This is a genomic window from Leuconostoc sp. JNUCC 76 (assembly GCF_053667755.1).
In genome coordinates this window covers 640,144-662,018 of sequence record NZ_CM132206.1, presented here as the reverse complement: position 1 = coordinate 662,018, position 21,875 = coordinate 640,144, and the positions used below count along the sequence as shown (strand labels likewise).

Annotated in this window: 19 protein-coding genes; 1 reads left to right on the top strand and 18 read right to left on the bottom strand. The window is 37.8% G+C overall.

Translation table 11 applies throughout. The features are described from left to right. Nucleotides 1–42: 42 nt before the first annotated feature. The 5 genes from ytpR to JNUCC76_RS03420 form a co-directional block, all read right to left on the bottom strand. A complete protein-coding gene (ytpR, locus tag JNUCC76_RS03440; protein WP_454155824.1) occupies nt 43–699 on the bottom strand; it encodes a YtpR family tRNA-binding protein in 657 nt (218 codons plus the stop codon). A gap of 145 nt (nt 700–844) precedes the next feature. After that, nucleotides 845–1,519: a 5'-methylthioadenosine/adenosylhomocysteine nucleosidase gene (locus JNUCC76_RS03435; protein ID WP_454155822.1), complete on the bottom strand. Its 675-nt coding sequence runs from the start codon at nt 1,517–1,519 to the stop codon at nt 845–847. Nucleotides 1,520–1,536: 17 nt separating this feature from the next. Then, entirely contained in the window at nt 1,537–1,830 is a 294-nt protein-coding gene (locus JNUCC76_RS03430; protein ID WP_272220364.1) for a hypothetical protein, read from the bottom strand. Nucleotides 1,831–1,833: 3 nt separating this feature from the next. After that, nucleotides 1,834–2,388, bottom strand: coding sequence for an NUDIX hydrolase (locus JNUCC76_RS03425; protein ID WP_014324489.1), 555 nt, complete (start codon nt 2,386–2,388; stop codon nt 1,834–1,836). After that, nucleotides 2,388–2,612, bottom strand: a complete 225-nt coding sequence (locus JNUCC76_RS03420; protein ID WP_072613358.1) for a cold-shock protein — start codon at nt 2,610–2,612, stop codon at nt 2,388–2,390. Before JNUCC76_RS03420 ends, JNUCC76_RS03425 begins: the two co-directional genes overlap by 1 nt. 175 nt (nt 2,613–2,787) lie before the next feature. Here JNUCC76_RS03420 and JNUCC76_RS03415 point away from each other — a divergent pair, with 175 nt between their 5' ends. After that, complete coding sequence (locus tag JNUCC76_RS03415; RefSeq protein WP_454155820.1) at nt 2,788–3,663, top strand: cation diffusion facilitator family transporter; 876 nt, start codon at nt 2,788–2,790, stop codon at nt 3,661–3,663. Nucleotides 3,664–3,693: 30 nt separating this feature from the next. Here JNUCC76_RS03415 and JNUCC76_RS03410 read toward each other — a convergent pair whose 3' ends face one another. From JNUCC76_RS03410 to JNUCC76_RS03350, 13 genes are all read right to left on the bottom strand, one after another. Then, entirely contained in the window at nt 3,694–5,358 is a 1,665-nt protein-coding gene (locus tag JNUCC76_RS03410) for a formate--tetrahydrofolate ligase (RefSeq protein ID WP_454155818.1), read from the bottom strand. A 12-nt stretch (nt 5,359–5,370) separates the two neighbouring features. Continuing rightward, the gene (gene purD / locus JNUCC76_RS03405; protein ID WP_454155816.1) at nt 5,371–6,615 is read right to left on the bottom strand and encodes a phosphoribosylamine--glycine ligase; all 1,245 of its coding nucleotides are present in this window, start codon (nt 6,613–6,615) and stop codon (nt 5,371–5,373) included. Nucleotides 6,616–6,834: 219 nt separating this feature from the next. Continuing rightward, entirely contained in the window at nt 6,835–7,827 is a 993-nt protein-coding gene (locus JNUCC76_RS03400; RefSeq protein ID WP_454155814.1) for an aldo/keto reductase, read from the bottom strand. Between the two features lies 1 nt (nt 7,828). Beyond that, a complete protein-coding gene (locus tag JNUCC76_RS03395) occupies nt 7,829–8,719 on the bottom strand; it encodes an SGNH/GDSL hydrolase family protein (RefSeq protein WP_454155812.1) in 891 nt (296 codons plus the stop codon). Then, a complete protein-coding gene (locus JNUCC76_RS03390; RefSeq protein WP_454155810.1) occupies nt 8,716–9,687 on the bottom strand; it encodes a ribose-phosphate diphosphokinase in 972 nt (323 codons plus the stop codon). Before JNUCC76_RS03390 ends, JNUCC76_RS03395 begins: the two co-directional genes overlap by 4 nt. A gap of 49 nt (nt 9,688–9,736) precedes the next feature. Beyond that, a complete protein-coding gene (gene recD2, locus JNUCC76_RS03385; RefSeq protein ID WP_454155808.1) occupies nt 9,737–12,124 on the bottom strand; it encodes an SF1B family DNA helicase RecD2 in 2,388 nt (795 codons plus the stop codon). Then, nucleotides 12,124–12,777: a histidine phosphatase family protein gene (locus JNUCC76_RS03380; RefSeq protein ID WP_454155806.1), complete on the bottom strand. Its 654-nt coding sequence runs from the start codon at nt 12,775–12,777 to the stop codon at nt 12,124–12,126. Before JNUCC76_RS03380 ends, recD2 begins: the two co-directional genes overlap by 1 nt. 44 nt (nt 12,778–12,821) lie before the next feature. Further along, a complete protein-coding gene (locus JNUCC76_RS03375) occupies nt 12,822–13,166 on the bottom strand; it encodes a cysteine desulfurase (protein WP_454155804.1) in 345 nt (114 codons plus the stop codon). A gap of 150 nt (nt 13,167–13,316) precedes the next feature. Continuing rightward, the gene (locus JNUCC76_RS03370) at nt 13,317–14,432 is read right to left on the bottom strand and encodes a BMP family lipoprotein (protein WP_454155802.1); all 1,116 of its coding nucleotides are present in this window, start codon (nt 14,430–14,432) and stop codon (nt 13,317–13,319) included. A gap of 156 nt (nt 14,433–14,588) precedes the next feature. Then, complete coding sequence (locus JNUCC76_RS03365; RefSeq protein ID WP_454155801.1) at nt 14,589–16,001, bottom strand: RsmF rRNA methyltransferase first C-terminal domain-containing protein; 1,413 nt, start codon at nt 15,999–16,001, stop codon at nt 14,589–14,591. Further along, nucleotides 16,001–16,912, bottom strand: coding sequence for a ribokinase (gene rbsK, locus JNUCC76_RS03360; RefSeq protein WP_454155799.1), 912 nt, complete (start codon nt 16,910–16,912; stop codon nt 16,001–16,003). Before rbsK ends, JNUCC76_RS03365 begins: the two co-directional genes overlap by 1 nt. A gap of 147 nt (nt 16,913–17,059) precedes the next feature. After that, complete coding sequence (locus JNUCC76_RS03355; protein WP_072613347.1) at nt 17,060–17,467, bottom strand: phosphate-starvation-inducible protein PsiE; 408 nt, start codon at nt 17,465–17,467, stop codon at nt 17,060–17,062. 69 nt (nt 17,468–17,536) lie between these two features. After that, nucleotides 17,537–21,850, bottom strand: a complete 4,314-nt coding sequence (locus JNUCC76_RS03350) for a PolC-type DNA polymerase III (RefSeq protein ID WP_454155797.1) — start codon at nt 21,848–21,850, stop codon at nt 17,537–17,539. Between the last annotated feature and the right edge of the window lie 25 nt (nt 21,851–21,875).

Below are 21,875 nucleotides of genomic sequence, written 5' to 3'. Positions count from 1 at the left end.
TACATTAATCAATTAATCAACACTAGCTGTACTTCCTCTGTCTTAATAATTTGTATCAACTAATCCATTTTTATAGAGAGTTGCACCCTTTTTGAAGTCAAACACATCACCAATTTCACCAAAATCATTTGGTAAAACTAAAGCACCTGGTTTTTCAGGAGCCCCCGGTAAATGTAACTCTCGCCCAGAAACAATCATCCCTGAAGATGGCACGCCGCGTAATGCACCATCCCATATCAAGGCGCCTGAAGGCATCATAGTTCCAGGCTGAGCTACCACTACTTTAATCCCTTTTTTCATATTTGGCGATCCAGAGACAATCTGCAAACTTTTTTGATCACCAACTTTTGTTTGTGTGATATGCAAATGATCTGAATCGGGATGATTCGAAAGGCTTTCAACGAAACCAATAACAAGTTTTGAAGGTGAAACCTTCATGATTTCATCAAACCCAGCTGATTTGATATTGGCATTAAGAATATTTATTTGCTCTTCATTTAAGAATATTTGACCATTTTCTCCAATAATTCCTAATTTGGCACCTACATTAGCGATGTTAAATCCAGTTGCCTGACCTGTCTCAGCATTACTTATTCGTGTTACGTTTCCGCTAGTAGTCACCATCTGTTTTTCCGCGTTAGGAGCAAGCGTAACGACAAGTATGTCCCCACAAGATTTTTGGTTATATGAAGTAATCATTTTATTATATTCCTTAAATTTAATATATTTTCTATTTTACATTATTCTTCACTAGCTTGCACACTAACCTCTATACCAATTACTATACAAATCAGCTATATCTAACACTGCACTAATTTCAAAGTACAAAAAAAAGCCTGTCGGCTTAGTTTTTTTGATCCATATAGTTAATTAATAACTGGGCTGAAGCCTTGCCAGCTTCAACTACGTAATCATCAAATACAATATTAGATTCTCCGTTAGCTAAATCGGAAACACCACGTAATACAATAAATGGGGTTCCAAACTGTGTCGCAACTTGTGCTACTGCAGCTGCTTCCATCTCAGCAACTAATGCCTCTGGAAAATGGGACAAGATTTTCTTTTTACCATCTTCTTGAACAAATTGATCACCAGAAACAATTAAGCCTTTTTTGCCCGCTGTCAAATTCATAAAATCAGCAACTACTGCCGGATCAGCTTCATAATATAAGGGCTTATTTGGTAATTGACCATAGGCATAGCCGAATGCTGTTACATCAACGTCAGAATACGCAATACGTGTACCAATAACTTCATCCCCTATTTTTAAATCGGGGTCTAATGCACCAGCAGAACCAGTGTTAACAATTAAATCAGGATTAAAATTATCAATCATCACTGTAGCGGCAGAACCTGCAGCCACTTTACCAATACCAGACTCAGTGAGCATTACTTCATGATTTTTATAAGTTCCTGAAGTAATCGTTGTGCTGCCGTGCTGTCTTGTTTCTGTATTTTCAAGAATTGCAGACAATGCAATCTTTTCCTCCGCCATTGGCGTGATAATTCCTATTTTCATTTTTTTCTCCAAATTTACTAGTTAATTAAAAAAAAGGCAGCATACGTTGCAATAATTAATAGAATCAAAACAATAATAATTACATTATAACGGTGCGTTAAGCGTTTTGATTTACCTTTCGCTGTTAACTTACCATCTGACCCTAATTCATAACGTCCTTTACGTGTTAGCCGCATCTCTTCTCGAGTTTCTGGTTGGACAATTTCAACTTGAGTTGGATGTTTTCTAGCGTATTCTTTTTCAACTTTGATACGTTCTTTTTCACGCACCTTTTGCTCTTTTTTGGCTGCTTTACGTGACATTTTATCCATAAATTAACCCCGCAAGTAATTCCAATACAAAAAGGCTGTGACAGTTTTTTGATCAATTAATTTTCCTGAATCAAACAACGATTTCACTTCACTAAAAGACATGGTTACTAAATCCATTGTCTCCCCTAAATCGCGTGGTAATTGTTGATCTTGTTCAATGGGTGTCAAATTTCTCGCAACATATAAATGCATATAAGCATCAGAAAAACCAACCGTTTCAACAAAACCTAACGCTTTTTCAATAGAACCCGCTGCCATACGTAATTCTTCATTTAGTTCACGCTCAACTGCATGATGAGGTTCGTCAAAATCACGTTGATCCAATTTTCCAGCGGGAATTTCCAAAATAAAATCGCCAATTGTGGCACGCCATTGTTTCTCTAAAATAATATGTTCATCATCAACAAAAGCTAAAACGCCAATTGCAGGCACGTGCCGAACAATATCTCTTTTAGCTTTTTTTCCATTATAGAGATCAACATCTTGCGTTTCAACGCTAAAGATTGGTCCCTCATAAATTATCTTAGACGATGTTACTGTCTCACGATATGCCACCATTAAATGTCTGCTGCCTCAACCGAAAGTGGACGAACCTGGGCTGCTTGATAAGACTTATACCCTTGTACCAGTACGTACGCTACTTTTTCGCCTTGAATCAATGACTTAAAGCCATCCATATCAATACCATTAAAATGAACAAAGACATCATCTCCACCTTCATCGGGTGTAATGTATCCATATCCACGTTCTTTTTGCCAAATTTTTACTGTTCCTGTTTTCATAAATATAGTATAACACACCTTTATATTGTTGGTTTAAAACGGTTCAAACACAACATTAAAAGGGATTTGTTCTCCACCAAAAATGAAAGTCAAATTTGATGGAACAACTGTATTTCATTGTATAATAAGAGTGAATTCTTGCACATGTATTTGTCATTGACATGCAGGTACCAAAATGCTCAATAAACGCTATGAACAACTTAAAGCCGCTGAAGGTGGTGCTATTATAAGTCTAACTGCCTATAGCCTGATCACTGTTACGAAATTGTTAGTTGGAAAAATTGGTCATTCGGAAGCCTTAATCGCTGATGGCTTTAATAATTTAACTGACATTTTAGTGTCACTAACCGTACTGATTGGACTTCATTTTTCGCGCCGACCACCTGATAAAAACCATCAATACGGTCACTGGAAATCAGAAAACATCGCCAGTATGATTACTTCAATAATGATGTTAATCGTTGCGTTACAAGTTCTACTTAGCGCTTTTAAAAATATCTTGAGTAATCAGATAGCCACTCCTAGCCCGCTCAGCGCAATTGTTGGCATCGTTTCAGCCATTCTACTTAGCTTTTTGTACTTTCACAACAAAAAGTTGTCCAAACGCGTACATAGCACAGCTTTGCTTGCTGCTGCAAAGGACAATCTCAGTGATATTTTTACTAGTATAGCTACCACGTTGGCAATTCTCGCATCATCACTTCATTTTTCATGGCTTGATGCCACTGTAGCAATCATTATTTCTCTATTAATTCTTAACATGGCAATTGACATTTTTAAAAATAGTGTGTTTATGCTTTCAGATGGTTTTGATCAGCATACACTGGATCAGTATCGTTTGGCAGTTAACAGAATTCCTGGTGTCATCACTGTAAAAGAGATAAGAGGTCGATCCTATAGTGAAAACATTGCCTTGGATATTGTCGTAACAATGAACCCACAACTGACTGTGGCAGAAAGTCATGCCATCACAAAACTTATTGAAAAAAAATTATTTGAAGAGTACCAAATTTTTGACGTTGAAATCCATGTCGAGCCAGCAAATATGTAATAAAAAATGGCCCCAAAGCCATTTTTTAGTCTAAAACAAACCAGTAATTGTACCATTTTCATCAATATCAATATCTAATGCCGCTGGATGTTTTGGTAATCCAGGCATTGTCATGATGTTTCCCGTTAATGCGACTAAAAATCCAGCCCCAAGTTTCGGTACAAATTCACGGATATGAATTTTGAAATCTTGAGGTGCTCCAAGTTTTTTAGCGTCATCTGTAAATGAGTACTGCGTTTTTGCCATAATAATTGGTAACTTGTCCCAACCATACTTTTCAAAATCTTGTAATTGTTTTTGCGCCTTAGTTGATAATTCAACACCAGCTCCGCCGTATATTGTTTGCACGATAGTATTTAGTTTATCAATAGCTGAATCTTCAGCTTGATATAGTGGTGTAAAATCTGCTTCTTGAGCTGATTTTTTAATAACAGCCGCAGCCAGCTCTTGTGCCCCTGCACCGCCTTTTGCCCAAACTTCTGTCGTATAAGCTGTAGCGCCAAATTTTTGGACGTAATCTTTAATAACCTGTAACTCTGCTTCCGTATCCGAGGTGAAGCGATTAATGGCTACTAACACCGGTACGCCATAACGATTCATCGCTGTTAGGTGTTGACCCAAATTCTCTAAGCCGTTCTTGAGCGCCGTGATATCTTCATTATTCAAATTTGCTAATGCAACGCCACCATGATGTTTCAAAGCACGTACAGTAGCTACAATAACAATTGTATCTGGCGTTTTACCCAGCAACGGCACTTTAATATCTAGGAACTTCTCCCCCCCCAAGTCGGCACCAAATCCCGCCTCCGTGACAACATAATCTGCTAATTTCAGAGCTGTTTTGGTTGCCAAAATAGAGTTAGTCCCTTGAGCGATGTTAGCGAATGGACCACCGTGAATAATTGCCGGTGTGTGCGCCAACGTTTGGACAAGATTGGGTTTGATAGCGTCCTTCAACAAAACAGTTAAAGCTCCAGCAACACCCAAATCAGCAACAGTCACTGGTTCTTTACTGTAGGTATAACCAACAACAATACGCTTGATACGCTCTTTCATATCCATTAAATCAGTTGAGAGTGTTAGAATGGCCATCAACTCAGAAGCTACAGTAATGTCAAAACCATCTTCCCGCGGAACACCTGAAGTTGGTCCACCTAAGCCGACGGTAACATGACGCAATTCACGATCATTAATATCTACTACGCGTTTCCACAAAATACGACGTGGATCAATATTTAATGGATTTCCTTGGTGAATACTATTATCTAGCAATGCAGCAAGTGTATCATGAGCTGATGTTAATGCATGAAAGTCCCCAGTAAAATGTAAATTAATATCAGCCATTGGAACAACTTGCGCAAAGCCACCACCAGTTGCGCCACCTTTAAGTCCCATCACAGGTCCCAAGGAAGGTTCACGTAGCGCAATCATCGTCTTTTTATCAGCCAAATTTAGCGCATCAGCCAAACCAACCGTTACTGTTGATTTCCCTTCGCCAGCAGGAGTTGGATTAATTGACGTAACCAAAATCAGCTTACCTAATTCTTGTTTACGCACGATAGATGAATCCAAATTAATTTTTGCTTTGTCGTATCCATAGGGCTCAATTTCATTGGCCTGCAACCCTGCAGCAGTAGCAATTTCTGTAATTGGTTTTATTTCAACGGATTGGGCAATTTCAATATCTGTTTGCATGTTTGTTTCCCTTTATAATTTTTGAACAGCTTGATAAGCAATATCATGACGATATTGTAAATCCATCGGTGTCTTATCTAATACATTATAAACTTTTTTTTGTGCCAATTTCACATTTTTGTCATGAGCAATAACAGTGGCTACACGACCGCCATTTGCACGCAACACCGTGTTCGCCAATTTAACGCCAGCATAATTAGTCACTAATGGGATTTGAGGAACGATTGCTCCTTTTTGAGGACGTTCAGGATAACCCTTCGCTGCTAGAACAACACCAACATACACTTCTTCATCTTGCCAATGTGACGTTGGCTTTTCACCTGACAATAGCTGCAAAATTAATTGATAAAAATCACCATCAAATTGGGGTAATACTACTTGCGCCTCAGGGTCACCAAAACGCACATTGAACTCAATGACTTTAGGTCCTTCTTCAGTTAACATGACACCTGTGTATAAGACACCAGTAAATGGTGCATGCTCTTCAACCATCGCTTTCACTGTTGGGTTAACTAAAGTTTCAATAGTTTCCTGTCGAATTTGATCTGAAATCCATTTCACTGGGCTATAAGCCCCCATTCCACCGGTATTAGGTCCTTCATCACCATCAAAACGACGTTTATGATCTTGTGCCAAAGGCGCATGAGTCATTACACCATTTTGACCCACTAATGTGAATACAGAAAACTCGACTCCTTTCAAATATTCCTCAATAACCAATTTGGCATCAGCACTTTGCGTGTATAACTTTTCCAAATATTGTTGAGCATCAGCGGCATTTTCAATAATAGTTACTCCCTTGCCCAAAGCCAAGCCATCGAGCTTAAAAACAATTGGAAAACCAAATTTTGCAATAGCTTGATTAGCTTCATTCAAAGAAGTTACGGTCAGTGATTGCGCAGTTGGGATATTGTGCTTTTGAAGGATGTTCTTCGTAAATGATTTAGAACCTTCAAGTTGGGCTGCCTTTTTTGTTGGACCAAATATTTTTAAGGAGGCTTCTGCAAATACGTCAACGATGCCTAGTGTCAACGGCTCTTCATTGCCAACAAAAGTTAGATCAACGTGTTCTTGGGTTGCGAAATCTCTTAGTTCAATTAAATTAGTTACTGGAATTTCAACTCGACGTAAATGGTCATCTGACATCCCATCATTTCCGGGTGCAACAATGACTTCATCTACTTGTGGACTTTTTAAAAATGTTTGTGCTAGCGCATGCTCACGTGCACCAGAACCGATAATCAAAACTTTTGTCATGACTGGCCTCTTTGTTTGTTAATAACTATAGTTTAACAATTATATTGATCATTTTGTATGTTTTTAAATTATATTTTTATAATAAATAACGATATGGTTCGTTTTTTGATAGATATTTTCAAGATCTGACAAAATTTGTCGAACGTTTGGATTGTAAACGGTTTCTTTTTGGACAATAAAAAGAACCAGTTCAAAACTGATTCCTGATGTATCCAATATTTATTTGTCTAAAATAGCTTGAATTTCTTTAAGTTCAGCCGCCGAGAAATTTAAATTATCGGAAAACTTTAAGTTGTCAACTAAATGTTCAACCTTACTTGCACCAATGACAACTGTTGCAACGCGCTCATCCTTCAATAGCCAAGCTAGCGCCATTTGTGACAATTTTTGTCCACGGCCTTGCGCAATTGCGTTTAAAGCATTTAGCTTGGCAATTAAGGCGTCCTTACCGTTCTTAAATAAGAATTGATTTGTTGGATGGATTGGATAATCAGCAGGAATTTCTTGCAGATAACGATCAGTTAGTAAGCCCTCAGCAAGTGGTCCATAGGCTACAAGACCCGCATGATTTTGATCCAAGACATCCAAAAGACCATCCTTTTCAGCTGTGCGGTTCAACATGTTATAAGATACTTGGTTGCCAATAAATGGTGTACCAAGTTCATCGAATATTTTAGTAATTGCTTTTGTTTGCTCAGCAGTGTAGTTTGAAACACCAACATAAAGCGCCTTACCCTGTTTTACAATTAAGTCTAACGCACGAGCAGTTTCCTCTAAACGTGTGTTTGGATCCCAACGGTGTGCATAAAAGATGTCAACATAATCTAGTCCCATACGTTGTAAGCTCAAATCCAGCGCAGCAACTAATGTTTTCTTACCAGAAAATTCGCCTAAAGGTCCAGTCCACATATGATAACCGGCTTTCGTCGTAATCACCAATTCATCACGATAAGGTTTTAAATCATTACGATAAACATTTCCAAATGTCACTTCGGCTGTGCCATTACTTGGGCCATAATTTGATGCGTTATCAAAACTAAAAATACCACTATCAAACGCTTTTAAAATCACATTTCTGGAATTTTCAAGTGGCATTTGATCACCTAAATTACGCCACAATCCAAACGAAACTGCCGGTAGAATAAGACCAGAATCACTAACTCGGCGATAAGGTAACTTTTCGTAACGTTGTTCATCTGCTGCATATACCATTTTAAATCAATCCTCCTAAAAGTAGTTTTGCCGCGCGCTTGTGCTCCAAAATATTCGGATGCACTTGTTGCGGCGAAATTTTCCACGGCGTAGTGTCCAATAAAACGAAACAATCGAAGCGCTTTATCTCTTGCTCAAAGACTTCTTTAAACGCACCATTGAAAGGCACTAATAGCACTATCTTAGCATCATGGAAACGTTTAATTAGTTCGAGCAAGTACACTCGTAACCCAAAACAAAAATCTTGCACCGTTGCACCATAATTATAATCGTTTGTGCCATAATTAACAATTACTAAATCAGAAAATACCCTAGGACGCTCAACATTCGGAGCAACATGCCATAATGCCTCAACAGCCGTTGGTTCCTGAAAAGGGGCACTCGGCGTTAAACCTGAACCACCATAGCCAATCCGAGCTAGTGGCTTATGGAGCGTTTCAGCAATCAATTCAGGATAGCTTAGCTCTGGATGTGGCTCATGTTCAATCATCCCCTCACCAGCAGTAATTGAATCACCAATAAATGTAATGTAATTTACATTGGTTGCAATTGGTGCTATCTCTCCAGAATCAATTTGGCCCGAAACTAATGTGATTGGATTAGTCCATAGCGTCATTTGATTACCAGCAATAGAACGTACCAATAAAATATAGCGACCGTCAGTTACCGATAACTTGATTACATTATTTTCAACGTTAATTTCATGCCAATTTTCTCCATTAAGAGACAATACCAGCGAGAGACCTTCGTATTTTTTTGCAAACTTTAAAGTAACTTCACGCGCACCTTGAACCATAAATTCCAACGCTGCGCCAAATTGAGTTGTAACAAATCCATTACTTGTTTTTCCCCATTCAGGAGATAAAAAAGATTCTAGATCCACTATTTTCATAACATTACGTCCAAATTATCTGGGCTTTTCAGCACATCCTCAATACTTTCAAACACATTGATGCGTCTAATTGCTTCAGCAAATGACTCGGCCACAGACAACACTTTCAACTTACTCATTTTTTTATGTTCGGCTATTTCAACAGTATTTGTTACAACAATATGATCAATTGGTGATTTCTCAAGATGATCGACCGCGTTATCTGACAACACAGCGTGCGTAGCGACAGCATAAATTTCAATCGCACCAGCATTAGTAGCTGCTTCACTGGCAAGAACCATACTTGTCCCTGTATCAATGATATCATCGATTAGAATAGCACGTTTACCAGAAACATTACCAGTAATTTGATATGGTGTATTCGGGCGAACGCTATCGACACGTCGATCAACTAGTGCCCAATCTGCATGTAAAAGTTTGGCAAACTTGCGTGCACGAGCCACACTAGAATGATCCGGCGCAACAACAACTAAATCGTTCCCTAACAAATCATTAGCATAAAAATAGTGTCCCAATGCCGGCATGGCTAGCAAATGATCTACTGGAATGTCAAAGAATCCTTGAACCTGATCCGCATGTAAATCTATCGTCATGACTCTCTTCACACCCTGAGACTCCAACATATTAGCAATCATACGTGCTGAAATAGGTTCTCGAGAACGGGCTTTTCGGTCTGAACGTGCATAACCGAAATAGGGAATAATAATGTTGATTGAATTAGCAGAAGCACGACGTGCTGCATCAATAAAAATCATTAATTTCATAAAATTATCATTTACTGGTGCCGTGATTCCTTGGATGACATACACATTCCGACCACGAACAGTATTTTCGATTCGCTCATATATTTCATTATCAGCAAATGTTTTGATATCAATTGGGGCTAATGGTACACCTAAAATTGTTGATATTTCACCTGCCAGTTCATCATTACTGCCAAGGTTAAATAACTCATATGCTGGTGTCATAAAGTTCTCCATTCATTATTATATTATACATTATACTATATGAAAACGATTACATGAAATCATATGGGGTAATATTTTCCATTCCAATCATCGGATTAACCGTACTACTAATAACCATTGTTGTTGTCAAATGAGGTTCTTTTTCACGAATAATTTCCGGTTCGTCTGTACTATCATGCTCATTCGCTTCAGTTTTGCTGTGGTCCAACCTTTGTTGCAGAAATGTGAATCTCTTCGGCACCAAGGTGCGTGAAGCACGTTCAAAAGCGGTGTATTCTCCCACAAGAATCAAAGCTTCTTTAGCTCTAGTAATTCCTGTATACAATAAATTTCGATTAAGCATTAAGCCAAAATGATTTGTCAAAACCATGATAACCAATTGAAACTCGTTGCCTTGTGCTTTATGGACGGTCGTAGCGTACGCTAATGACAGTTGATTCAAATTTTTTTTGGGATAAGCCAATTCTTTACCATCAAAATCAATGATGAGGCGATCTTCATTATCATCGTTACCAATGTCAGACTTGTACTGGACAGCAATTATTTTGCCCATATCTCCGTTATAAACATCTCGCTCGCTGTCATTTTCTAACTGTAGGACCTTATCACCTTTTCGGAAAATCGTCATGCCAAACTGCAAACTTTTTTGATTTGATTTAAGCGGGTTAAATAATTTTTGAGCCATTTGATTTAACGCAATTACACCAGCAGATGTTTTGTACATTGGGGTTAATATTTGTAAATCATCTTGCGTGTAACCTTTTTTTATCGCCAATGCAACCACTTGTTCAATCGCTTGCGAAGCTTGCTCTGAATTCACCATAAAACTCGAACGATCTGGTTGATTCTCTAAGAAATCTGTTGGTAACTCACCTTTTTTAATATGCGTTGCAAGTTCAGTAATACTACTACCACGTCCTTGTCGATAAATAACTTCTAATTCAATATGAGTGATATCTCCGCTACTAACTAAATCCTCTAATACATTGCCCGGTCCAACCGATGGTAGTTGATCGCTATCTCCGACGATAATTATCTTCATCCCATTTGGAACTGCTGCTAGTAATTTTGAAGTTAATTCAATATCCAGCATCGATGCTTCATCTATTACTAGTAAACCGCCTGCAATAGGATTATCCGCATTAAACTCTGGCTCATCCAAATCAGCAATACCCAGTAGCCGATGGATTGTCGAAGCATCATAACCCGTTACCTCAGTCATGCGCTTTGCTGCACGTCCTGTTGGTGAAGCCATTCTGACCTGATAATTTTTGAGAAAATCTTTAGTATTATCTGCAAACTTTGCACGACTTTGAATCATTTTCTTCCAAGTAGCGACCATCGTGCGAATAATTGTTGTTTTTCCAGTTCCTGGTCCACCTGTTAACAAGAAAATTTGTGATTTTAACCCGGTTTTAACCGCCTCAACTTGTCTCTGATCAAGCGTCATTTGTCCAGGCGTCACAAATGATTCATCAATATCATTTGCTGTTATATTCAATGGCGAACTTGTATTTAATAATCGTGTTAAATTACTGGCCGTTTCTTTTTCAGCGATATATAACCTTTGGGCATAATAACGACCATCATCGTTAACCAAAATATTGCTATCAATCAAGCTCTGAATAGCCTTTTGAATTTGCTTTGACATTTCGGTGTTGTTTTGATGCAACATTTGCTCGACTGCCAATAATAATTGATCGTGTGATAAAAACATATGACCATATTGAAACGTCACATTCATAATTGTTGCGTAAACAGCGGCTTGCATACGCCGTTCATCGAATTTATCTACACCAACCTTTTGACCAATATCATCGGCTTTTTTAAAACTAATGCCATCAAATTCAAATACTAAACGGTAAGGATCTTGCGTTAAAATATCTTGTGCTTCGTTGCCGTATTGATCATATAAACGTCCGGCAATATCCGCACCAATACCAAATTGATTGCCGATTTGGAACAAGCGTTCTAAGCCTAGGTTAAGTCGCAACGTACGCGCCAGTTTTCGAGCTGTTTCTGACTTTACAATACCGTCAAGAATTTTTGCGTCATCTAGAATTAGATTAACAGCATTCAATCCCAAATGGTTAACAATTTTTTCAGCCGTTTTTTTACCAATTCCAGTAAATTGACCACTAGCAAAATACTTAATCAATCCATTTTCATCAGGAGGCAGTTCATTTTCGTAATGGTCGACTTTAAATTGCTGTCCGTACTTTGGATGTCGAACCAATTGGCCATAAAATCCGTACACACTTCCTTCTTGGACGTCAGCAAATGTTCCAGTGGCAATCATTTCTGGCTCTTGCCAATCTTCTAAAGTTGATTCTTCAATATGTACCGACAAAATTTTAAAATAAGATTCTGTCGATGAAAAAATAACGTTTTGTAACGTGCCAGTTATTTTATCTAATTGTTTTTCCGGGTATGCCATCAAATTGTTGTCGAATCATCCTGTTCCTTATTCAGATAAGTGGTATTATTCCAATCCTCTATCACAAAATCCTCACCATCAGTAGTTGATAAAATAGTCGTTGATGTATTAGTCAAACCACCTCGCTCACGAATGCTCATACGGGGTTGCTTTAGTAAGCCATTTAATCCAAAAGACAGTTCCATACCGTGGGAAACAATTAAAATATTGCTTTCTGGGAAATTATTAGCGGTTGCTTTAATAAAACGAACAAACCGAGCTTCAGCTTTTGTATATCCCTCGCCACCAAATTCTTTACCATCAAATTTATCTAAATCATTGCGGTAATTGTCATAGCTTGATGCATACTGTTCTTTTACATTAGCAACTAGTTCACCTTCCCATGCGCCCAAACCAACTTCAGCTAGATTTGACCGTAAAGATATAGCAGGCTTATATTTTAGCTGTTTAGCGATGTTAATCGCAGTAATACGTGCCCTACGTATTGGCGAAGCATAAATGTGGTCGAACTTGATTTTACTCAAGAACTTGCCCACTTTTTTCATATCATTGTAACTCGAAGGTAACAATTCAGAATCACCATGCCCACCTTGAAAACGGCGCTCAAGATTCCATTCAGTTTGTCCATGTCGTACAAAGTAAAATTTTGTCATAATTAATTACTTAGGCCTCCTACATTAACCACTTCAAAAGAAATTTATTCATTTATTGCTTCCAGAACGCCTCGTTCAATTAACTCATTCACGAAAAAATAATAAAGTTTCACCAACTCAGCAGCATTATTGTTTTTGAAAATATCAACTCGCACAACATCTCCAGCAGAAACTGTACTCATTTTAAATCCAGTCAGTTCTTGATTGATTGAGACTTTCAATTGAATAGCATTATCGAGCGCTTTTTCTGGTTCTAAAGCACGGTGTAATATGTGTACACCAGCTTTATTTGTAATAAATCCAAGATCTCCAAGCGTATATTTTTTAATACTATTACTGAGTTTATATGTTTTATCGCCAGGTATCGTTACAGTTTTGTCAAAAGCCATGTCTTATTTTCTCCCTGATTCGTCTAATTAATATTATAACAAGTATTTCGGCCAAATGCTTTGCTACCAATAAACTTCTTGAACGAATATAGTATCAAACAGTATTGGTAAGTACAAAAAAAAGCCATTCAAATGAATAGCTTTTAGTATTTAAAAGTTTTGGTTAAATTGTGAACCCTTAGGATGATTTGGTACTGTAATTTTACCATTGATGATTGACTTTTCTGCCTTTTTAACTGCGGCCTTTTGTGACTTAGTCAATTCAGACTTTGTTAAATAAACACCATGATCGTCCAAGCCATAGGCGATTGTTTTACCGCCAGGGAATTTCTTATTTTTATTGTATTTATCAGCAATGTTTTTCACCCCATCGCCAACTGAAGTAATTGAAGAGGCCATTGTTGATGTGACCTTTTTTCCATCCTTTGATGTATATGATCCGTCAGATTTTTGATCACGGTCAACACCAATAATGTATAAACGATCTTTTGAGTCTGCATCTAACTTTGTATTTTCAGCCTTCGCTTCAGCAAATGCGCCATTACCGACAAATCCTGCGGCCGCAAAAATTGTGCGAATACCTGAAGCATACATAGCAGCCGCAATCGTCTTTCCCTTGGCGGAATCAGAGAAAGAATCTGCATATTGTTTTTGAACTGTCAATGATGAATCCGTTGCTTTCACGCCCGCTTCAAATCCTGCATCGAAAGCGTCGATGATGTTTCCATGGATACCACCAATAAATCCTACTGTTTTTTCACCATTTTCTTTTGCTTTTGTCGCTGCCGCTACACCAGCTAAGTAAGAAGATTGCTCCGAACGGAACATCACACTTGCTACATTCTTACGGTTTTTAACAATATCATCAATTAGCACAAACTTCTGTTTTGGATTAAGTTTTGCTGATTTGCTGATTGATTGGTTTAACGAGTAACCAATACCGTAGACAATGTCATATTTTTTACTTTTTGTAGCCAAATTAAAGTTCTGATTCAAATCTGACTGACTTTTTGTATTAAAATATGTAACTGCCGCATTTTGTCCGGCCTTTAAATTATTTCCCTTAGCATAAGATTTTGCACCCTCCCAAGCTGATTGGTTAAAGGAATGATCATCAACACCACCAACGTCTAATACCAATCCTAAAGTAGCGCTTTTATTTGTATTTTTTGAGCTAGATGAGTTGTGACTAGTAACTGCATAAATGCCACCTGCAATAACAACAACAGCTGCCAAACCAGTAAATATTTTTGTTGACCTATTCATGATAAATTCTCCCGTTTCACCTTGTTTTCAATAAAATAGTTTTGTTTAGTGTAGCAATTTCTCAAATACTAACATTAATACATTTTACGTGACCGTAAAGAAAAAACAAGGACTGAAAATGGCCTTGTTTTTTAAAGAAAAGCTGTCTCAACAAAATTATTTTTTTACAACAAATCGCAATCCTTTTGGAAAAAAGTTTTTAATTTGTCCGTTAACGTAACGTCCCCACCCAGCACCGTTACCATTAGCAGTCATTAATACCCAACCTTTATCTAAGTCCAGCTTTGTCTGAAGGACATCACCGTGAACAAATTGTGCCCACTCCTCAGAATTCATTTCATACGACTGATTAACTTCATCAGGGTTCAAGGCCAGAGCTAACGCATGTGCTGGCTCGAATCTTTTTTTCTTAAATAAACCTAATTCAAGGCCAAGACGTAATATTTTCATACTTGAAATATCTGGTGTACCAAATGGTGCCATATACAAATGATCCCCAAACAAAACATATTCATTTGCTTTTTGATCAAATGTAGCCAATGTTTCCTCAAAAAAACTAAATAAAATCTCACGTTGTTGTTTATCTAAAGATTTGTTTTTAAGCGGTTTGACAACAGATACATCATTGTAATCGTCACTAGCCTTAACAAGTTTCGCCACAAAATGACCTTCCCCTTCCAGCTTATGTGGCCACAATCTTGCAGCTTTTTTCATCTCATTTTTCGTCGTCGTTGCACTGTGCTCATTTGTTCCATTTACAAAAAGTTCGTCTATCCATTCAGGACGTGCATCACTAATATTAGCGCTGTTTGGCTTTTCAATCGAAACCAAACTAAATTCAGGATACTCCGCCATAAGCCAATTGATTATTTGTTCGTCCTCTTCTGGAGCAAATGTACAAGTTGAGTAAATAATCTGCCCACCCGGACGAAGCATTTTAACAGCTTCTCCGAGTATTTCACGCTGTCTAGTGGCATTCTCAGCTGGATAATGTTCATGCCAATAGTCTATCGCACCGGGATCTTTACGAAACATTCCCTCACCAGAACAAGGGGCGTCTAATAAGATTTTATCGAAAAAAAGTGGTAATTTTGAACTCAACTCAGCCGGTGTATGTGAACTAACAATTGCATTTTTAATACCCATACGCTCGATATTTTCGCTCAAAATTTTTGCACGATTTAAGAATATTTCGTTAGACCATAATAGTCCTTTTTGTCCCATGAATGCTGCTAGATGAGTAGATTTCCCACCCGGTGCAGCGGCTAAATCTAAAACACGTTCGCCAGGATTTGGCCTAACAACCTCACCCACAAATTGCGCTGACGGCTCTTGGGAGTAGACCACACCAGTAACGTGGTCTACTGAATGTCCGTTAACAGCTCCAAAATGTCCCCATTTACCATAGGGAAGATTACCATGATCTTCTGTATCATTGACGACAGGATGTGATTTTAATGGATTCACACGATACGCTTTTTGAACCGGTGCGTCAAAACTCAATAAAAAATCTTCATACTCATCGCCGAGGAGCCGATTGTATTTATTTTTAAAGTCTTCAGGCAACATCAATAGTTATCAACCTCTTTGTCTGTTGGAATTGAAGGAATAGCACCTGGACGTGTTACAGCGATTGCACTAGCAATGTTAGCTCGCTGCACAGCATCATCTAAATTACTAAAATCAGGTGCTATGACGCTGGCTAATGTACCGATAAAAGTGTCACCCGCCGCAGTAGTATCTTGTGCATCTACCTTTTCAGGTTGTACCCACCATCTTTTTTGACCATCGGCGATAAACGATCCCGCTTCTCCTAATGTGATAATACTCCGTTGGACTCCCTTCGCTTGAAGTGCATCGCTAACTCGATTTAATACCCCTTCATCATTAACGACAGTAATACCAGTCAATAATTGTGCTTCAGTTTCATTTGGTAATACTATGTCTGTCACAGACATTAGTTCTGATGTTAGTTCATATACCGCTGGTGCTGGATTTAGAATAGTTTGAACATTGTTTTCTTTGGCAATTTTAAATGCTGCCACAATTACGTCTAATGGTACTTCAAATTGTGCAATCAAAACATCAGCTTTAGCAATTAGTGCTGGATTTAGATCCTCAATTTTTAATGCTTGGTTAGCTCCACCATGAATTAAAATTGTATTAGCGCCGCTTTCCTGTAGCATAATGTATGCTGAACCTGTTGGTACATCACTATTTGTTGCAACTGAATCAACATTAACACCATTCGTAAGTAATGTTGCCCGCATAAATTGACCATTAGCATCATTTCCAACAGCGCCAATAAATGATACATTAGCACCTTGACGAGAAGCAGCAACAGCTTGATTAGCACCTTTTCCACCCGGTGCTGTTGTCACTTCAGTAAGCGCCATCGTTTCACCAACAAGTGGCATCCGTGGCATTTTCATAATATTATCGACATTCAAGCTGCCGAGTACGACAATGTTTTTAGTCATGTTTCCGTCCATTTTAATAAAATTTCTTTTATTATCATACCATGAAATAGATGACGAAAAGCATAGATTACTAAACATTCTTTTTTTGAAGTCAAATAAAAAAACTAATTATTTAGAATCATAATTAGTTTTTTACAGATTAGTAATTCAATATTTTTGCTTTGGTCTAAAGTAACGATAAATCGCCTGAGCTGAAATAAGTAAGAATATCGAGGCAGCTAGCATTAATGTTTTGTAAGTTTCATCGTGATATACAAGCATTGCTCGTACAATAGCTGTAACACCAATATACAAGAAATTATCAGTTGAAATATGCGCATCCTTAACAAAGTATTCTCTTCCTAATCCCAAAAATTCAAAAAATAGAAAGACAATCAATATTTGCTCTGCTAATTCCGTAAAATGTCCTGAGATATCCTTAATTGACAGCATTTGTGCCAAATTCCAAATTTCACGAATCAAAAAACCAAATATAACGATACCAATTAAAATCATCATAATATTTAAAACGTATTCAAAATATCCAGCTACCTTTTGATGCCATTCATGTTTCATAAATTTCTCCCTCTTAATGTAGACAGATTTAGAATGTTTTATATCCGTATCAAAAGTTTAACATAATTACTAAAAATCAAACAAACTTAACTGATTTTCATCTGGTAATCCATCTAAAACCGAGTGCAATGTCATAAACTCAATAATTGTTTGTGAGACTTTCCCACGCTTCTTTAAATCTTCTTTACTAATGAATGGTTTTTCTGTTCTAGCAGCAACGATTTGCTTTGCCACATTATCTCCCAATCCAGGTAATGAAACGAATGGCGGAATTAACGTATCTCCATCGATAACCCACTCCAGTGCTTCAGACTTATTTAAATCAACCATAGCAAAAGTGATATTACGTTCTAATGCTTCATTAGCCATCTCTAAAACAGTTAACAAATTTTTGTCTCCAACAGTGGCATCATTTCCTAGCGACTTCAGCTTCTGTATTGCTGCTTTAGTTGTATCCTTACCGCGACTCATAGCAACAATATCAAACGCATCAGCCCTTACAGAAAAATAAGTGGCATAGTATATCGTTGGAAAGTATACCTTAAAGTAAGCAATTCTTAGCGCCATAAGAACGTACGCAGCAGCATGAGCACGTGGGAACATATACTTAATCTTCAACATTGATTGAATATACCATTCAGGAATTTTTGCTTCACGCAACTGTTTTTGGTATTCGTCTGTTATCCCTTTTCCTTTACGTACTTTTTCCATAATATTGAAAGCATCAGCAGCAGGAAATCCCCAGTTAATTAAATCGGTCATAATTTTATCTCGCGTTCCAATTACTGTACCGATTGTTGCTGTACCATTCTCAATTAATTCATTGGCATTACCTAACCAAACATCAGTACCATGAGATAGACCAGAAATTTGTAATAATTCTGAGTAAGTATGTGGTTGTGTTTCTGTTAACATCCCCCGCACAAAATTGGTACCAAATTCAGGTAAGCCAAGTGTCCCTGTGTTAGAAAAAATTTGCTCAGGTGTAACACCTAACGCTTCAGTTGATGTAAACAAGCTCAACACGCCAGGATCATTGGCAGGAATTGACTGCGGGTCAATTCCCGACATATCCTTTAAAGTACGTACCATTGTTGGGTCATCATGACCCAATATATCCATTTTAAGTAAATTATCATGTATTGAATGATAATCCATGTGTGTAGTTTGCCAGAGAGATTTTTGGTCATCAGCTGGATATTGTATTGGTGTAAAGTCATATACCTCATATTCACGCGGTACAATCAAAATACCACCCGGATGTTGACCAGTAGTACGTTTAACCCCTGTCATTCCCTGTGCAAGTCGTTCAATTTCGGCACCTCGGTAATGTTTTTCATGTTCACGTTCATAAGCTTTAACATAACCAAAAGCTGTTTTTTCAGCGACTGTCGCAATTGTCCCCGCACGATAAACATTATGTTCACCAAACAATACCTTCATGTAATTATGTGCAATCGGTTGGTAATCGCCAGAAAAGTTTAAATCAATATCAGGCACCTTGTTACCAGTAAATCCCATGAAAGTTTCAAACGGTATATTTTGTCCATCACCAATCAATAATTCGCCGGGATGATGCGGATCTTCTTTTTCAGGTAAATCATAACCCGACTCATATTGTTTAGGATCGACCAATTCAAAATAATCTCCGTGGGCAGAACGGTAATGAGGTGGCAAGGGATTAACCTCTGTAATTCCAGACATTGTAGCGACAAAAGAGGAGCCTACTGACCCACGGGAACCAACCAAATAACCATCTTTAATTGATTTTGCAACCAGCCTTTGTGCAATAATGTAGTGTGGTGCAAAGCCATTACCGATAATGGCTTTTAATTCTTGATCGATACGAGCCTGTATTTCTTTTGGAATAGAATCACCGTACCATTCCTTAGCTGTGCGATAAGTTTTTGCAGTTAACTCATCGCCAGCCTCAGGAATCTTTGGTGGATACGAACCACTTTTTAGTGGTTCAACATCCTCTAACATCTCAACAATTAAATGTGTATTATCAATAACCAACTTTTTTGCTAATGCTTCACCCATAAAAGCATAATCATCAAGTAATTCTTGTGTGGTTTTAAAATATAAGTCCGGTAATTCTGTTCTATTTTGTGGGTTTCCGGGTTGTGTGGCAATTAAGATATTGCGATAAACCTTGTCTTCAGGATTTGTGTACTTTACATCCTCGGTAACTACAACTAGTTTCTTCAGCTTATTCCCTATTGATACCATATCTTTCAAAATATCTTGCAATTTTTCTTCATTTGCAATCAATCCTGATTCAATCATTGGTTGATAATTGGCTGTTGGCTGTATTTCAATAAAATCGTAATATGCCGCTTTTTTCTCTGCTTCTTGATATCCCTTTTCAATCAAGGTGATGATAACATCACCACCCGTGTCTCCAGTACCGATAAGTAAACCTTCCCGATACTGCTCTAGAATTGATCTTGGAATACGCGGTACCCGAGCAAAAAACTCAATGTTAGATCGAGACACTAATTTGTATAAATTTTTCAAACCTATTGCATTTTGAACTAACAAAGTGGCATGCACGGGACGCCCATGTTTCCAAGCGTCTCCTTCAGTCATGCGATCATTCAACTCATTATGGCGGTTTAAATTATAACGTTCGTGTGCTTCCTTAATTAATCGCCAAGCGATATGTCCAGTGGTTTCTGCATCAAAAATAGCGCGATGCGCTTGTTCCAAATTAATATTGAAACGCTTGGCGATTGTGCCCAATCTATAAGACTTATAATCAGGGTATAACCAGCGTGTGAATGGTAACGTATCAATAATAGCATTCGTGATAATTGGTTGATTATAACGCGTATAGGCAGCATTCATAAAACCAACATCAAATGTGACATTATGTCCAACTAAGACAGCATTTCCAGACCATTCACGAAAGCGTTTAATAACATTTTCTTCGGTATCTGAATTAGCAACCATAGCATCAGTAATAGAAGTTAACTTGGTGGTAAACTCAGAAAGTGGGAAGCCAGGATTAATGTACTCTGAGAACTTCTCAATTACGTTACCCAGCTGCATTTTAACCGCTGATAGCTCAATAATACGATCTGTCACTGCCGATAAACCGGTTGTTTCCAAATCAAAAGCTACAAAAATAGTGTCTTTATTCAATAATTCGGTTTGATCTAAATTAAAACCAATAGGCTCACCATCCTCAACTAAGTTAGCTTCCATGCCATAAATCATTTTCAAACCATTTTTTGCACCAGCAGCTGATGCCTCAGGGAATCCCTGAACATTACCCGTATCAGTAACAGCCAAAGCAGTTTGTCCCCAACCTTTTGCTAATTTCGCGACACCTGAAAAATCAGTAACTGCATCCATCGCTGACATATTAGTATGTGCGTGCAATTCAATATGTTTTTCTTCACCTTGATAAGCTTCTTGTCGATTTGCATGATCTACAACCTGCAAATCATATATGTTCATCACCAATTCGCGTGCATATTGATCTTCTTGAATGTTTCCACTTAATCGCACCCACAAACCAGACTTTAAACCATCAAAAACGGCTTCATCATTCTCGTTGTTTGAAAATTTCTTAGCAGAAATAGAACTTGAATAATCTGTCAATTTGAGTGTTAGTAGTTTCCGTCCAGAACGTAGCTCTCTTATTTCTTCCGCAAAAATATATCCTTCTATAACGACACGATTTTCTTCACCATCTATGCTATCTAAACGTGTAATTTCAGAATCAGCAGGTATTTTACGCCCTAAAGCTAATGCAACCCCCTCACTAGAAACTTTAGGCTTTGATTGTTCGTTAGCAACAATTGCTCTCTGCAAATCTTCACGCGCTTTTGCATGATGTTGTGCCACATTTTCTTGAATTTCTTGCTCAAGTTGTTCATCCAACTTTGGAGTCAACTTAATTTTTGGTAATCCAAAAGAATGATAAACTGTCGTAATTGAATCGATAACCTCAACAGTCAATGCGCGATACAAAATTGATGCGCCGACTGCAACACCAAAGTGATTCGTTTCAATTGTCTTTAGTATCGTGTTGCTAGCAAGTTGCTGCGTTGTAGCATGGTTAAGACTTGATTCTTGTAGCGCTAGATGCCAATAAGAATTGACAACTTCTTCGTTAACTTGCTGCACTGGCGTGGTGATCTCAAGTTGAACCACTGCTATATTAGTGAACGCAGTTCGTAAATACTGCTGAAATTGCATGTATACATTTACCGGTAGTATCTGTTCAATTTCGACATGAAAAAGCCACATTTTTTGACTAACTGAAACATCAACTTGAGACAAACAACCGTCATCAAAATAATGATGAATTTCTTCTGGCAGTTGAATATGCGTAAGTAAGTGTTGTAATTGTTCTTGTTGCGTTAACTTCATTTTATCCTCTACTTGAGTAAAAAAG